This is a genomic window from Brevibacillus sp. NRRL NRS-603, from assembly GCF_003013445.1.
GTDB lineage: Bacteria > Bacillota > Bacilli > Brevibacillales > Brevibacillaceae > Brevibacillus > Brevibacillus formosus.
Window position 1 is genome coordinate 44,097 of the sequence record NZ_PXZN01000024.1, and the last position, 14,853, is coordinate 58,949.

Below are 14,853 nucleotides of genomic sequence, written 5' to 3' on the forward strand. Positions count from 1 at the left end.
GATGGAACAGAAAGGAGTGCGGTATGGAGCAGGACAGCAAGTACATGGATCTGGCGCTGGAGCTGGCACGATCGGCACGAGGCCAAACCAGTCCGAATCCCATGGTCGGAGCTGTAATTGTGAAGGATGGAACCATCGTGGGAATGGGAGCGCATCTGCGGGCAGGAGAACCCCATGCTGAGGTGCACGCACTGCGGATGGCTGGGGAAAAAGCGCAAGGTGCGACCGTGTACGTGACGCTGGAGCCTTGCAGTCACTACGGGAAAACACCGCCGTGTGCAGAGGCGTTGATCGCAGCTGATGTACGTCGTGTCATTGTAGCGACGCTCGACCCGAATCCACTGGTAGCGGGACGAGGAGTGGAGATGCTGCGGGCCGCAGGGCTGGAAGTGACGGTCGGCGTGAGAGAAGAGGAAGCGAAGGCGCTCAATGAAGTCTTTTTCCATTACATCCAAACCAGACGTCCATTTGTGACGGTAAAGACGGCCAGTACATTGGACGGGAAAATCGCTTCGTTCACGGGACACAGTCGGTGGATTACGGGAGCAGAGGCTCGGGCAGAGGTGCATGAACTGCGCAGGCAGCACGATGCGATCCTCGTTGGGATTGGGACGATTCTCGCGGATGACCCACTGTTGACGGCGCGCCAGGAAGAGCAGCGTTTTGGAAGCCAGCCAGTTCGCTTTATTTTGGACAGCCATTTACGGACGCCGTTGGATGCCCGAGTCGTCCAGAATGCAGATGCGAAGACATGGATCTTTACGACAGGTGCAGCCCCAAGGGAAAAGCAGGAGCAGCTTGAGGCAAGAGGAGTAAAGATCATTACAACGGCAGGGCCAATTCGCGTGGAAAAGGTGCTGGATACGTTGGGAGAGCTGGGGATTACCTCGTTGCTAGTGGAAGGTGGGCAGGAAGTAAACGGCTCCTTTTTGCAAGCGAGAGCGATTCAAAAGGTCGTGAGTCATATCGCTTTAAAGCTGATCGGAGGAAGCGGTGCGCCCTCGCCATTCGGTGGTCAAGGCTTTGCGACGATGGGAGAAGCGGTACAGCTGACAAATGTCACGATCACTCCTATTGGGAAAGGTGATGTACAGATCAGCGGGTACCCACAATGGGAGGATCAGACGTAGCGAGTGAGGAGGAGAGAGCATGTTCACGGGACTGGTCGAAGAAGTGGGCGTGTTGGAATCGATTCAAGGGAACGAGCAGGCGAGTCGACTGGTCATCCGCGCACAGCAGGTACTCGAAGGGGTGAAGCTCGGCGACAGTATCTCGGTCAATGGCATTTGCCTTACGGTTACTTCTTATACCAATCGTCAGTTTAGCGTCGATGTGATGCCAGAGACGATGAACAAGACTAGCTTGCGCCAACTACGCAGTGGACAGCGAGTGAATTTGGAGAGAGCGATGCAGCTAGGAGACAGATTTGGCGGGCATATCGTCTCTGGACATGTAGACGGGACCGGAGTGGTTGCTTCACGAGAGGTGAATGCGAATGCAGTCGTGTTTCGGATTGAGGCCAAACCGCAGCTGTTGAAGTACGTCATTGCCCGTGGATCGATTTGCATAGACGGTATCAGTCTCACCGTGGTGGACGTAAACGATAGCGGTTTTACCGTTTCGATCATTCCGCATACGCTGGCGAATACGAGTCTTGCAGACAGACGACCTGGGGACTTGGTGAATCTCGAAACAGATGTCATCGGCAAATATGTCGAGCGTTTGTTAGGCTATCAAAACCATGGCGGTACAGAAAAATCTGGCGGGCTCAGTCTAGCCTTTTTGCAGGAAAATGGCTTCGCGTGAGTAGGAGGGAGAAAGTATGTTTCATCGCATAGAAGAAGCATTGGAAGATTTGCGTCAGGGCAAGGCAGTCATTGTGGTTGATGATGAGGATCGGGAAAACGAAGGAGATTTTGTCTGCATGGCCGAAGCGGCTACGCCGGAAATGATCAACTTCATGGTCACACATGGCAGGGGACTCGTTTGCGTACCGGTGACAGAAGAGCACGCGACTCGCTTGGAGCTGGCTCCGATGGTGAATGCCAATACAGACAAGCAAGGAACGGCTTTTACCGTGTCCATCGATGAAGGGAGTACACACACAGGGATTTCCGCTCATGAGCGCTCTCAGACGGTCCTGGCGATGCTGGACGATCAGAAGACCCCAGAAGATTTCCGCAGACCGGGACATATTTTTCCGTTAATCGCGAAGTCTGGCGGTGTATTGCGCAGAGCGGGTCACACGGAGGCGGCAGTTGATTTGGCTCGCTTGGCGGGGGGCATACCGGCGGGAGTCATTTGCGAAATTATGAATGAGGATGGCTCCATGGCACGTCTGCCGCAATTAGTAGAGATCGCACACCGCTTTGATCTCAAGCTGATTACGATTGCAGACTTGATAGCGTATCGGATGCGGACGGAATCTATGGTGAAAAAGGAAATCGAAGTGCAGCTTCCGACCGCCTACGGTGATTTTCGGATAGCGGCCTATACGAACGAGCTGGATGGCAAAGAGCATGTGGCTCTCATCAAGGGAGAGATCGGACCGGATGAGCCCATTCTCGTCCGCGTTCACTCGGAATGCTTGACAGGCGATATTTTCGGCTCACATCGCTGCGACTGCGGTCCACAGCTGCACGCTGCATTGGAACAGATCGAAGCGAACGGACGCGGCATTTTATTGTACATGCGCCAGGAGGGCAGAGGCATTGGCTTGATTAACAAGCTGCGTGCCTACAAGCTGCAGGAGGAAGGCTTGGATACGGTTGAGGCCAATGAACAGCTAGGGTTCGCCGCTGATCTGCGAGATTACGGTATCGGTGCGCAAATTTTGCGAGATTTAGGCGTGCAACGCATGCGGCTTTTGACCAACAATCCACGAAAAATCCGCGGGCTTACCGGCTATGGATTAACAGTAGAAGAACGGGTGCCGATTCAAATGCCGGAGCATCTGCACAACAAACAGTACCTAACGACAAAACAAGAGAAGCTGGGTCACCTGCTTCATCTGCACGGATAAGGAGAGGGAATAAGCGATGAGAACATTCGAAGGACATTTGGTTGGAACAGGTTTGCGTGTAGGGATTGTGGCAGGACGCTTTAATGAATTGATCGTAAGCAAGCTGGTCGGAGGGGCTCTCGATGCCTTGAAGCGTCATGGCGTAGAAGATGAGCAGGTAGACGTGGCATGGGTACCAGGGGCGTTTGAAATTCCGTTGATCGCCAAAAAAATGGCGGAATCGGGTCGCTATGATGCTGTTGTTACATTGGGAGCTGTCATTCGTGGCTCCACTCCACACTTCGATTATGTTTGCAATGAGACAGCAAAAGGAGTTGCGTCCCTATCTCTATCTACTGGGATACCTGTTATTTTTGGTGTTTTGACGACAGACAATATCGAGCAAGCTATCGAGCGAGCAGGAACCAAAGCAGGCAACAAAGGCTGGGAAGCAGCAACGGCAGCAATCGAAATGGCTAATTTATCTAAGCAGTTTGCTTAATCATTTCAGAATAGAACCAGATGTTTCAACGGGGGCTTCGGCTCCCGTTTTCTATTTTTTTGGATAAAATCACCACGGGCGGGTCAAAGTAAGAAAGATTTTCCTGAAAAAAAGGGGGATCTACCGTGAAGCCGACTGATTGGTGGAAAGCGCAAGTAGAGGCCATACAAGGAAAGCGGCGTATCGGTTCGGTTCAAGCGCGGCGAAGCGAACAAATTACACCGGATATGGTAAAACAATGCATGCAAAACGTGGATGACCTCAGCAGCTTGTCATTGAAGATGAATGACGAAGAGGTACACGTTTTTTTTCTCGATACGCTGGTGGATGTGTCCCAGATTTATGAGAATGTCTTTCTTCCGTTGCAGCGTTCCGATGGTAGAGATCCGATGCAGGTGCTTCCTTTCTCACAGGAATGTCTTCTTGACGATATGGAGACGTTGATGAGTAACTTGCTGCGGGGTCATACCATCTTGTTTTTTCTAGAAAGGGATCTCATTCTGCATGTGAATACATTTCAGGTCCCACATCGTTCCATTACGAAATCCGAGACGGAGGCGACCGTCCTTGGACCGCAAGACTCCTTTGTTGAAATGCTGGAGATCAATTTGTCCTTGCTTCGGAGAAGACTGGCTACGCCTCATCTGAAAGTATCGAGCTACACGATTGGCACGGAGGCGCAGAACAAGGTAGCTATCATTTATCTGGAAAACATCGCGAACGCAGAAAATGTGGAGCGCGTGAAAAAACGGCTCGACAATGTCATTTACCCTGGATTTGTCGGGATGCCTGTCTTAAAGCAAATGCTGGAGGACAAGCCGTACTCTCCATTCCCGCAATTTGGCTTGACGGGCCGGCCTGACAATGCAACAGCAGCCTTGTTAGACGGCAGGATCGTGATCATGCTGAATGGCAGTCCGGATGCTGCCATCTGTCCGACTTCCTTTCTAGAGATGTTTAGCAGCCCCGAAGACTTTTACAATCGATGGTCAACGGCGAGCTTGCTGCGAATGATTCGCTTCTTCGGTTTGTTTATCACCATTATGCTCACCTCCAGCTACGTCTCTGTCCTGACGTATCATCCGGAAATGCTTCCCCCCGCTTTACTGACGATTTTGTCTGAATCACGCAGTCGGGTGCCTTTTCCGCCCGTGATTGAGGTACTCATTATTGAGCTCGTCATCGAGATCCTGAGGGAAGCAGGGATACGCATGCCGACTAAAATCGGCCAGACAATCGGTATCGTTGGCGGTATCGTGATCGGGACAGCCTCTGTACAAGCGGGATTAGCCAGTAATATCCTGATTGTTCTTGTTTCAGTATCAGCACTGCTTTCTTTCGTGCCACCCAATTTTTTGATGAGTAATGCGATTCGGCTCGTTCGCTATGGTTTCATCTTGATGGCAGGATTATTGGGCATGTACGGCCAGATGCTGGCGCTGGCTTTTTTATTCGCGCACTTGCTCAATCTGACGTCACTCGGGACGCCGTACATGGCCCCGGGGGTTCCGCGTCAATGGACCGATTTGATGAATAGTCTCGTACGTGCGCCATTGAAGTTTATCGTCAATCGCAACCGCATGTCCCGGGCAAAGCAAAAGCATGTCCGGCCAGTTGGGGAGGACTAGGGAGATGGATAGAGGGAGAATTCACAGCCTGAATCCGATCCTGGTAATCGGATTGATTATGAATACGATGGTGGGGGTTAATTTACTTGGATTGGCTCATCATGCAAGCAAAATGGGCTACAATCTGTGGTGGTCTCCGATTTTGCTGGGATGCATCGTCAGCCTAACGCTATTTCCCATGATGGCCTTGTGCCGACGCTATCCAGAGGATAATCTTTTCCGGATTCATGAAAAGCTGTTGGGAAAATGGTTGGGACGTTGTTTCAATATCCTGATTATCGTCTATGCCATTCTGAATGTATCAACCGCCAATGAAGGATACATCAGGCTGGTGCAAACCTCCATGCTGAGCAATCAGACAGCCACATTGCCATTGCTCGGCTTGACATTGACCATGGTCTACATTACAAATGGCGGCATCAAATTGATCGCGCGTTTTTGCCTGCTAACCTTCTTTTTTACGGGCTGGATGGTTTTTCTTTTGCAGTATGGTTTTCAAAAGGGAGGATTCACGCATATTTTTCCTCTGTTTAATACAGATTGGCGCAGTATAGCCGAAACCGTGCACAATTCCTACGCGAGTATGCTTGGGTATGAATTGGTCCTGTTTTTCTACCCGTATATCCAAGAGAAGAACAAGGCACACAAGCATGTGCTGATTGGGATATGGATCGTTGTTTTGCTGTACGTCATGATCCTGATCACGAGCGTAGCTTATTTTTCCGAATGGCAAATGGACAATCTCATTTATCCCATTTTGAATTTATTTAAGGCTGTAGAGCTGTCTTTTTTGGAGCGGATCGAAAATCTTGGGATTGGTCTCTGGGTCTTCCTCATTCTCAGCACGAGTACGGGATATTTGTGGGTTGCGCGTACAGGTCTTGAAGAAATGGCGGAAAAGACTCGGCTGTGGCATCTGCTTTTACCGACCATCATTTCGTTTTTATTCATTGTGGGGCCATTATCTGTAGAAAAACAACGCTACATTTATGACAAGGTGACTGTTTATATAGCCTATGGATTGATCTTGTGGCCGATTTTTTTGTTATTGCTTCATTCCTTGAGGTTCGGTAGAGGAGAGCGAGTATCATGAAGAGGGCGAGCTGGTTCATTGTTACGGTTATCCTCTTGCTCAGCCTTTGCGGGTGCGGGGGCGAACTCGAACGGCCAGCACTGGAAGACATGGCTATGATTGGGGTTATGGGCTTTGATTATGTGGATCGTGAAAAGATAAATGTTACCGTGTCGGTACCGGTACCAGCCAAGAATAAAGAAACGACACAGGTGTACTCGACTTATGCCTCGATGACGAGCGAGGCAATGCTGAATCTCGCGACAAAAGCAGAGAGGACCATGTCCCTTTCGCAATTGCGTGTGATTTTGTTCAGTGAAGAATACGCTCGCAAAGTAGGGATCGGAAAGGTCATCCTTGATCTCTATCGCAATCCGATTGTAGGAGAAAATGTATACATTGCCGTCGTACAAGGAAAAGCGAAAGATGTCATCAAAGGAACCTATAACCACAGGCCGGAGATCAATACGTATTTGAACAACTTGCTCCGTCCGCGAGTGGAAACGGCCTTTACGTCTTTTGCGACCATTCATGATTTTGTTTTTATGATGACCAGCAACACGATGGACCCCAATCTTCCATATCTCATCCATGTTAACGGAGAAATTCAGATTTTCAAGGCGGCCCTTTTTCGAGTAGACAGGATGATCGGATTTTATTCACAGCGAGAGGGAAAGATGGTTCAGGGGTTTCTGGGAAGAGAACGCTTACCGCGTATGAGCTTCGAGTTTCAGCACGAGACGAAGACAGGTAAAAAACAAACGGAAAAGGTCGTGTTCGATTTTGTGCGGGCAAAAACGAAAGTAAGAAGCGAAGGCAGCCTGAAAAAGCCTGTTATCCACATCGATCTTAAGGTAAGAGGAATGCTGGTGGGCTATTCAGGCAGCAAGGATTTGGAGAAGCGGGCTCAATTTCGGACCTTGGTACAAGAGCTTGAGAAACGGATCAAAAAGGAAAGCTTGGAGATGTTGCTACGTTTTCAAAAGCAAGGGGTTGACCCGGCGCAGCTAGAGGAGAGCATTCGCCAAAAATATCATGGCAAATGGACACGCGAAACGGGTCTCGCCCTTTATAAAAAAGCGAAATTCAACGTCAAGGTTCATGTGGATATAGTCGGCTTCGGCACACTGAAATAAGCAGCATACTGGTGTGGTTAGAACAGACGCTTGAATTCACGCCAGATCGCACCCAAAGTCCGGCGATTTACATTTTGGAGCTTGCCATATAGCAGGTTCGTCAAACCGATGAAGGTGAGCTCCTGATCTTTCGTATACGGATACCAATTGAACTCGCGCTTGCGTTTGCCCGGATCATGGATGACAGAGATGCTTTGCGTAAAGGCTTGCAGCCCTGAAGGCCCGCGATAACGGCCGATACCGCTCTGTTTGACCCCGCCAAAAGGAAGATGGGGATTGGCGTAGCTGATAATGACGTCGTTGATGCACACATTGCCGCTGTCGAGCTGACGAGCTACGCGATCCGCTTTTGTTTTATCGGCTGACCATACCGAGGCATTCAGCCCGTACGGTGAGCTGTTAGCCAGGTGGACAGCCTCCTCTTCGGTGGCAAAAGTCATGATGGGCAGTACCGGACCAAAGGTCTCTTCCCGCATGATCTTCATGTCAGTCGTCACGTTTGTGAGGATGGTCGGCGCGATATACATGCTGTCGGTGGAAGGAAGTCCTCCGGTGATTGCAGTCGCACCCGCAGCCATTGCTTCGCTCACATGCTCACGGACAATGCCGATTTGCTGGGAAGACGTCATCGACCCGACCTCGGCCTGATTCGGATAGCTTTGGCGCAAGGCTTTTGTTTTTTCGGTGACCAGCTTGAGAAATTCAGGATATACCTTTTCATGGACAAACAGCCGTTCAACAGACATACATACCTGTCCGGAGTTCGTAAAAGCCCCCCACACCGCGCCATTTGCTGCCCGTTCCAAATGAGCGTCTTCAAACACGATCATCGGGTCTTTACCGCCCAGCTCCAATTCAACAGGAATCAGATGCTCCGAGGCTGCCGCCATAATTTTTTTGCCTGTCGCGACAGAGCCTGTGAAAAATATTTTATCCGGGCACGCTGCCACCAGCGCCTGTCCAGTTTCGCGTCCTCCATGCAGGACAGTCACGACTCCATCTGGCATAGAAACAGCAGAAAACACCTCTTCAAGGAGCAGTCCGGTAGAAGCAGTCACCTCGGAAGGTTTTAAAATAACGGTATTGCCTGCTACGAGGGCAGATAATCCAGGAATGATGGCAAGCTGAAACGGATAATTCCAGGGAGAGATGACCGCGACGACACCCATTGGCTTGTAGTGGATATACGATTTTTTCGGCCACAGCACGATAGAGGTTGGTACTGGCTGATCGGCCAGCATCTGATAGGCATGTTTTTCATAAAAACGGATCGTGTCGACAGTGACAAAGATTTCGGTCATGTAGGCTTCCAATGTAACTTTTCCGGTAGCCTCACTAATTTTTCGGGCGATTTCTTCACCGTGATCGACTAAATAGTGCCGCAACCGTGTCAAATAGTCCAGACGCTCGGCCAACGATGTAGTGGACCAAGCTGGAAAGGCAAGACGCGCACGTGCCATCGCGTGTTCTACCTGTTCTGGAGTCGCTTCCTGTAAAGAGCCGAGCAACTCTCCAGTGGCGGGATTTTGCATGGACATGACTGCCATCATGATTCACCTCGATTCAGGAGATAAAGATTCAGAAGAGAAGAGTGCATGCATCAAATGGGCAAAGGCCTGCTCAAAATGGGCAATCGCATCTTCCGGCTTCTGTAATTCATCGAGCAAAAATTGAAAAAGAAATCCGTCGATTGCAGAGTAGATGAGTGAGATTGCGGAGTTTTCGTCGATGATCAATGTGGATTGTTCTTCGCGCTGCAATCGTACGAGCATACGAGAGATGAGCTGATGCAGACGGGAACGAATGACTTTTACCTGTTCACCAAACGCAGGAACGTACATGGCTTGTACCTGCAAGTCATACCAGAGCCGATGCAGCTTTCGATCCTCTTGCAGACTCCGGCACAGGACACGAGCTAGAGCTGCTGACCACTTTCCAGATGGAGCTGCGAGCACTTCGCGTTCCAACTCCTCCATAAAACGTCCTTTGTAGCTAGAGATTACAGCTAGCAAAAGCTCTTCTTTGCTTGCAAAGTAATAATGCAGAATCCCAAGTGAGACGCCAGATTCCTTGGCAATGTCGCGCAAGGAAACATGTGCATACCCTTTTTCAGCCAAACAAGTAGTCGCTTGCTCAATCAAAAATGCCCGTTTTGCTTCGGCTTTTTTCTGGGTAGTCAATTTCTCACCTCTTTTTTGGACGACTGTCCAGTTTTTCTGTTCTTATTGTATTTTTAACGGGTGATGTCTGTCAATGAAAAGAGCTGCCCATAAAAAAAGAAGCAGCTTCATTGCCGCTTCTTTTGCCGCTCCCAGCGTCGTAAATACGGATAAGGATCAAATGACCAATCTGCGTCGCCCGTTTCCCTGTACATACCGTAGTGCAGGTGGGGAGGGAATTTGCCTGAGGTGCCGGGCTTCCCATATCCAGAGCTGCCAACATATCCGATCACTTCACCCGGCTCCACGATGTCACCCGGCTTCAAGCCCTTTTTAAACGAGGACAGATGTGCGAAGTAATGGTACACATTGCCCATGTCCCGCATGCCGATTCGCCATCCGCCATACCTGTTCCAGCCGATTACCTCAATGACTCCGTACGCTGTGCTGAGGACAGGGGTGCCGTGACTGGCAAAAATATCGGTCCCCTCGTGGATACGACGACCACCCCAGCCCCGTGGTGCCCCCCATGTACTGCGGTAGCTGTATTCGTACCTCGCTGGGATGGGAAAATGGCGCTCATCTAAGTGCAGATGCTGATACTTTGCATACACCTGAGCGAATTGCCTGATCGTCTTCACGGACCGATCCCGTTGGTAGTACGACCAGAGACCAATTTGCCAGTCTTCATGGGAGAAGCCGTATTGGGATAGGTAGTGAATAAAAGTAATGAGTGCATCGAGATCGTTATGACGATCCGCGGCACCATCGCCATCCCCGTCCATCCCGATCCCTTCAAAAAACTGAATAGATACCGGATTCGTATCCTCCGCATCAGGGTTGAGCGCACCTGCCCAACGATCGCTTGGAATCTCCACGGCTGTTAGCCGCGAGACATTTTCTTGCTCCTGCTTCTTCCTGCGTATTTTCATGGTTCGCTCGTATTGATCAATGGCTGCTAGATAATTCCACGGAATGCCGTACATCGATTCCAAGCGCAAAAAGAGTTGCAAGCGTTCTTGAAGAACAGGGTCTGGCTCTTTGGCGGACGGAGCGATTCCGGCGGCGGATTCTAGTGGAGAAATTGCTGCAACCACGCACAAGCTGATCTGAATGATTAGGCGGAAAACTCGCATGCCTTCACCTCCAGCCTCCTAGTCTTTGGTTGTAGTTTCTGCCAGTTGTAGTGGAATATCCAAGATACTTTTGGAAGAGCTTTTGGTTGTTATTGAGGAAAGTTTTGTAAACTTGCGGAAAAAAGAGGCAGGAGCACACCATATCGTCAAAGAATTGAAATCAGGAGGAGTGTATTCCTTAAAAATCGCCATGAGGAGGCTGTGTGATGAGCAAAAAAGTGTTGATAGTAACAGGCGACGCTGTAGAGGCACTGGAGGTTTTCTATCCGTATTACCGCTGCTTGGAGGAAGGGTATGAAACGGTCATTGCAGCACCAAGCGTGAAAACGCTGCACACTGTTTGCCATGATTTCGAAGCACACAGTGATACTTACACAGAAAAGCCAGCTTATCAGCTTCCAGCCCATGTTGCATTTTCAGACATTAACCCTGAGGCGTTTGACGCCTTAATTATTCCGGGGGGACGAGCACCTGAGCATATCAGGCTCAATGAGCATTTGAAGCCGATTGTGGCGCACTTTTTCGAGACGAACAAGCCGGTCGCAGCCATCTGCCACGGCTCCCAAGTATTGACCATCGTTCGCGAGCACTTAGCCGGTCGTGAAATCACAGCTTACCAGGCTTGCAGGCCCGATGTAGAAGCGTGCGGAGCGATCTATCAAACGGAAACGCTCCATGTCGATGGCAATCTTGTTTCCGGCCATGCATGGCCAGACCTGCCAGGCTTCATGCGTGAATTCCTCCGTTTGCTCAAGTAAACAACCAGTCCTTCAAACTTCCGTCATTTGCTGGCGGAAGTTTTTTTCGTTCTGACAGATGCTTTTCATCCAGCCTTTTCCTCTGTATCATAAAGGGAAAGTATGTTCGTCTGTTTCAAGTGAGGAGTGAAATTGATCGTGCTGTCATTTATACATACAGCGGATGTCCATCTGGATGCGCCGCTTCAAATGCTGGGAGAGCGTTACGAGCTCCGTCAGGATGATTTTCGTCAGACGATGAAAAGAATACGTGACCTCGTTCGAGAAAAGGGAGCGAACTTCTGGCTCATTGCCGGAGATTTGCTGGAATACCACGGGGGAAGACGATCCACTGCGATTTTTTTACGTGATCTTTTTGCCAGTATCGCACCAATCCCTGTCGTAATCGCACCTGGCAATCACGATCCGTGGCGAGCGGATTCGTTTTATCAAACATTGGAATGGCCGGGGAATGTCTACTGGTTTACACCGGAGTGGGGTGTGTATGAATTTCCCGAAAAATCGTGCGTGATCTACGGTTGGGGCTTCGGGCAGCCACATGTGTACGAGTCGCCGCTCGATACGTTTCCAGGCAAATTGGAAGGGTATGCCCATCATCTGATGGTTTTGCATGCCAGTGTGCTTTCCAGTTCAGGAGACGAAGAGCATCATCCGTATGCGCCTGTCACCTTGCAGCAGCTCGTACAGACGGACATGGACTATGTTGCGATGGGACACATTCACAAGCCGGAACAGTTCATGCATCCTGTCAAAAAACAACCGTTCGCCGCTTACCCAGGCTCTCCAGAAGGATTGACGAGCAAGGAAGCGGGAGAACGAAATGTTTTGTATGGAGAGCTGGATCAAAATGGCAGATTGCAGCTCACGGCGATTCCTGTCCAGTCACGCAAAATTCGAAAGCTGGAAATCGCAGGGAATGGAGTAGAAACGACTGAGCAGCTCATAGATCGGATGGAGCAGCAACTCATAGAGGAAAAGGATTCTGATATGATGTACATCACGCTGACAGGGGAGCGCGCAGCCCATTTTCAGCCTCCATTGTCCGTCCTTCAACAGCGATTCTCCCGTTTTTTTGTGCTGCAGCTGACGGACCGGACCTGGCCTGATGTGGATGAGGACAAGCTGATCGCAGATGGTGGTGTCTGGGGGAGATGGCTTTCCAAGCTGGCAGAGGCGGAGTCCCGTGCGCAAAATGAGGACGAACGAGAAATTGTCAGGTTAGCAAAGCAGGAGGCTTTAGCGCGGATTGGAGGAACCATTCGATGAAAATGGAGGAGCTAGTGCTAGTGGGCTTCGGAAAATGGCAGGATGCTTCCTTCCGTTTTGCTCCAGGCATTAATCTGTTTTATGCCCCCAATGAGTCAGGGAAATCAACCATGCTTCAGGGGATATTCGCTGCCTTGTATGGGATGAAACGCGATTACGTCAAAACGGCGCGATACTTGCCTGAATATGAAAAGTACCGTCCGTGGCAGAGTGGTTCTTATGAAACGATTATTACGTACAAATTAGCGGGCAAAACCTATCGCCTACATCGTCAGTTGACAAAGGAGCGGGAGGAGGCGCGCCTCTTTTTGGACCCCGAATGGACGGAGCTGACTGATCTTTATTTGGAAGACAGACGCAAGGAACGGAATTTTATCGAAAAGCATACGGGACTTACACGCAGTCTATTTACGGATTTGACGTGGATCAGGAGAGAACCGCTTCAAGCGGCTGAGCATTTGATTCCGACCTTTACGACTGCGGAAGAAGCCAATCCGGCAGTCCAACAAATTTTGGCGGAGCTGGATCGGGAGGTTGCCCTCATCGGCAAAAAAGAACGGGCCGAAAATACACTTTTGGGAAAAGCCGCTACGAAGGTGGCCCAAAAAGAGCAGGAGAAGGAAATCGCAAAAGCAGCGTGGCGAACGATCAGCCAACTGACGCTGCAAATAGCGGAAGCCACAGAAGAATATCAGCAAGTAGAACTGCGGCGCAGCCGATTGCAGCAGCGTCTGGAACGCTCAATCCGACAAGCAAAAGCGTTGCAGGAACGCTGGCAACGAAGCCATGCTCCTGTCAGTCAACAAGACTGGACGTGGTGGGAGCAAACAGCTCGATCTGAGGCAGAGTTGGCTATTCACGAAGAGGCAAGACGAGGTTTCACGCAGGTAAACATGCCATCGGTCGCCGTACAACGGAGTGATGACCAGCTTATACCCTTACAGCACGATTATGAAAAAGGTACAAACTTGCTCAAACAGAGAGAAGCACTGCATATTCGTTTGGCGACATTGGCTGTAGCCGCCCTTTCTACAACTCCGCGAAGTGCAGCCTCACGCAGTACCCGACAAGGCAATCTGGCGAAAAGGAAGCGGGGAGCTGCACTTATGTGGAGCGGCGCAGGGATACTGTCTGTTCTCGGGTTAATCGGTTTCATAAGTGGGCATCCCGTTCTGGGAGGAATTTCTGTAACTGCCGCTTTGTTGCTGTTCGGCTTTGGGGTTTTCTTGCTGCGAGCAGGAGGGGGTGAGGGCAGAGCCAAACAGACAGCAGATCATGATACGATGCAGGAAACTCAAAGGGTACAAGAAGAGATCGCCTCCATCGATGCTGAAATCGCCACACTCGTACAGAGATGGGGTGCGAGTAATTGGGATACATTTTTGGAAAGACGGGAAGAGCTACTGAAAAGCACAAGCGAGCAACAATCAGAGCAGCTTCTTTCGGAAATGGCGAAAACGAAGCAGGAGGCTGAGCTGTCTGCAAGCTGGGGCGAGGCACTTCGGACCTTGCTGGATCAGGAAAAAAACGCCTTTGAGACTGAGCAAGGCAAATTGCGCATCGAGTTGGTGGAGATGGAGGAGAGACTGCAGGAGCTGCGGGAACAAATAGCCAGAGGAAATGGGGAGATGGCGGTTCACGAGAGCTTGTCATTATCTCGCGCGACTGATGAGCTTGCGGAAGCGCAGGCAGCACTCCGCCAATTGCAAAATAAGCGGGATGCCCTTCAATTGGCTCGGGAAATGTTACAGGAGGCAGTAGGGGAATGGAAGCGGGATAGCACACCCGCGGTGAATCAGCAGGCTTCGGAGATCATCGAGCATATTACAGGGGGAGCGTATCGGGATGTCAGACTCGATCCCCGTGAAGGATTTGCCATCCGTTTGCTTGCGCCGACCAAACAAATGGTGCTCGAACAGGATCAATGTTCTACCGGGACCATTGATCAGCTATACCTTGCTCAGCGTTTGGCATTGGTGCATCATGCCAAGCAGTCGGAGCCATTGCCTCTCTTTTTCGATGATCATTTTGTCCATTATGATGAAGAGCGTCTGCGCCGAACGCTTGACTATATCGCGATGCTGGCAGAAGAACATCAAGTGTTTCTCTTCACCTGTCATGAGCGAGAGCTGCGCATGCTAGCGCCATTGCTTCGTCAAGAGAAGCGTCATGCCGTTCACCGGCTTGGGTAATTG

The 14,853-nt window shown here is 50.4% G+C and carries 13 protein-coding genes; 10 read left to right on the forward strand and 3 right to left on the reverse strand.

The window, feature by feature from the left end; all coding sequences use genetic code 11:
- Positions 1-23 precede the first annotated feature (23 nt).
- The 7 genes from ribD to C7R94_RS19335 all read left to right on the forward strand — a co-directional run bounded on the left by ribD (position 24) and on the right by C7R94_RS19335 (position 7,339).
- Complete coding sequence (gene ribD / locus C7R94_RS19305) at positions 24-1,130, forward strand: bifunctional diaminohydroxyphosphoribosylaminopyrimidine deaminase/5-amino-6-(5-phosphoribosylamino)uracil reductase RibD (RefSeq protein ID WP_106783778.1); 1,107 nt, start codon at positions 24-26, stop codon at positions 1,128-1,130.
- A gap of 19 nt (positions 1,131-1,149) precedes the next feature.
- A complete protein-coding gene (locus C7R94_RS19310; RefSeq protein WP_106783780.1) occupies positions 1,150-1,806 on the forward strand; it encodes a riboflavin synthase in 657 nt (218 codons plus the stop codon).
- A 16-nt stretch (positions 1,807-1,822) separates the two neighbouring features.
- A complete protein-coding gene (locus tag C7R94_RS19315) occupies positions 1,823-3,022 on the forward strand; it encodes a bifunctional 3,4-dihydroxy-2-butanone-4-phosphate synthase/GTP cyclohydrolase II (RefSeq protein ID WP_106783783.1) in 1,200 nt (399 codons plus the stop codon).
- 16 nt (positions 3,023-3,038) lie between these two features.
- Entirely contained in the window at positions 3,039-3,503 is a 465-nt protein-coding gene (ribH, locus tag C7R94_RS19320) for a 6,7-dimethyl-8-ribityllumazine synthase (RefSeq protein ID WP_015893048.1), read from the forward strand.
- A 125-nt stretch (positions 3,504-3,628) separates the two neighbouring features.
- The gene (locus tag C7R94_RS19325) at positions 3,629-5,131 is read left to right on the forward strand and encodes a spore germination protein (RefSeq protein ID WP_106783786.1); all 1,503 of its coding nucleotides are present in this window, start codon (positions 3,629-3,631) and stop codon (positions 5,129-5,131) included.
- Between the two features lie 4 nt (positions 5,132-5,135).
- Complete coding sequence (locus C7R94_RS19330) at positions 5,136-6,224, forward strand: GerAB/ArcD/ProY family transporter (protein ID WP_047073026.1); 1,089 nt, start codon at positions 5,136-5,138, stop codon at positions 6,222-6,224.
- Positions 6,221-7,339 (forward strand): Ger(x)C family spore germination protein, encoded by a 1,119-nt coding sequence (locus tag C7R94_RS19335; protein ID WP_106783788.1) that lies wholly within the window; start codon positions 6,221-6,223, stop codon positions 7,337-7,339. Before C7R94_RS19330 ends, C7R94_RS19335 begins: the two co-directional genes overlap by 4 nt.
- 17 nt (positions 7,340-7,356) lie before the next feature.
- Here the strand turns inward: C7R94_RS19335 and C7R94_RS19340 are convergent, their stop codons facing one another.
- The 3 genes from C7R94_RS19340 to C7R94_RS19350 all read right to left on the reverse strand — a co-directional run bounded on the left by C7R94_RS19340 (position 7,357) and on the right by C7R94_RS19350 (position 10,634).
- A complete protein-coding gene (locus C7R94_RS19340; RefSeq protein ID WP_106783791.1) occupies positions 7,357-8,889 on the reverse strand; it encodes an aldehyde dehydrogenase family protein in 1,533 nt (510 codons plus the stop codon).
- Between the two features lie 3 nt (positions 8,890-8,892).
- Positions 8,893-9,519: a TetR/AcrR family transcriptional regulator gene (locus C7R94_RS19345; protein WP_106783793.1), complete on the reverse strand. Its 627-nt coding sequence runs from the start codon at positions 9,517-9,519 to the stop codon at positions 8,893-8,895.
- 107 nt (positions 9,520-9,626) lie between these two features.
- Positions 9,627-10,634, reverse strand: coding sequence for a M23 family metallopeptidase (locus C7R94_RS19350; protein WP_106783796.1), 1,008 nt, complete (start codon positions 10,632-10,634; stop codon positions 9,627-9,629).
- Between the two features lie 206 nt (positions 10,635-10,840).
- Between C7R94_RS19350 and C7R94_RS19355 the strand changes: the two genes are divergently transcribed.
- The 3 genes from C7R94_RS19355 (at position 10,841) to C7R94_RS19365 (ending at position 14,850) form a co-directional block, all read left to right on the forward strand.
- Positions 10,841-11,392 carry a DJ-1/PfpI family protein gene (locus C7R94_RS19355; protein WP_047073020.1) on the forward strand — a complete coding sequence of 184 codons (552 nt, stop codon included), beginning with the start codon at positions 10,841-10,843 and terminating at the stop codon, positions 11,390-11,392.
- Between the two features lie 138 nt (positions 11,393-11,530).
- Entirely contained in the window at positions 11,531-12,658 is a 1,128-nt protein-coding gene (locus C7R94_RS19360) for a metallophosphoesterase family protein (RefSeq protein WP_106783798.1), read from the forward strand.
- Complete coding sequence (locus C7R94_RS19365; protein ID WP_106783800.1) at positions 12,655-14,850, forward strand: ATP-binding protein; 2,196 nt, start codon at positions 12,655-12,657, stop codon at positions 14,848-14,850. The genes C7R94_RS19360 and C7R94_RS19365 overlap by 4 nt, the downstream gene beginning before the upstream one ends.
- Positions 14,851-14,853: the final 3 nt, after the last annotated feature.

Excerpts from the sequence above, each read along its gene's own strand:
- C7R94_RS19365 (WP_106783800.1), top strand. The coding sequence starts at position 12,655 with ATGAAAATGGAGGAGCTAGTGCTAGTGGGCTTCGGAAAATGGCAGGAT.
- C7R94_RS19330 (WP_047073026.1), top strand. The coding sequence starts at position 5,136 with ATGGATAGAGGGAGAATTCACAGCCTGAATCCGATCCTGGTAATCGGA.
- ribD (WP_106783778.1), top strand. The coding sequence starts at position 24 with ATGGAGCAGGACAGCAAGTACATGGATCTGGCGCTGGAGCTGGCACGA.
- ribH (WP_015893048.1), top strand. The coding sequence starts at position 3,039 with ATGAGAACATTCGAAGGACATTTGGTTGGAACAGGTTTGCGTGTAGGG.
- C7R94_RS19315 (WP_106783783.1), top strand. The coding sequence starts at position 1,823 with ATGTTTCATCGCATAGAAGAAGCATTGGAAGATTTGCGTCAGGGCAAG.
- C7R94_RS19335 (WP_106783788.1), top strand. The coding sequence starts at position 6,221 with ATGAAGAGGGCGAGCTGGTTCATTGTTACGGTTATCCTCTTGCTCAGC.
- C7R94_RS19310 (WP_106783780.1), top strand. The coding sequence starts at position 1,150 with ATGTTCACGGGACTGGTCGAAGAAGTGGGCGTGTTGGAATCGATTCAA.
- C7R94_RS19340 (WP_106783791.1), bottom strand. The coding sequence starts at position 8,889 with ATGATGGCAGTCATGTCCATGCAAAATCCCGCCACTGGAGAGTTGCTC.
- C7R94_RS19355 (WP_047073020.1), top strand. The coding sequence starts at position 10,841 with ATGAGCAAAAAAGTGTTGATAGTAACAGGCGACGCTGTAGAGGCACTG.
- C7R94_RS19350 (WP_106783796.1), bottom strand. The coding sequence starts at position 10,634 with ATGCGAGTTTTCCGCCTAATCATTCAGATCAGCTTGTGCGTGGTTGCA.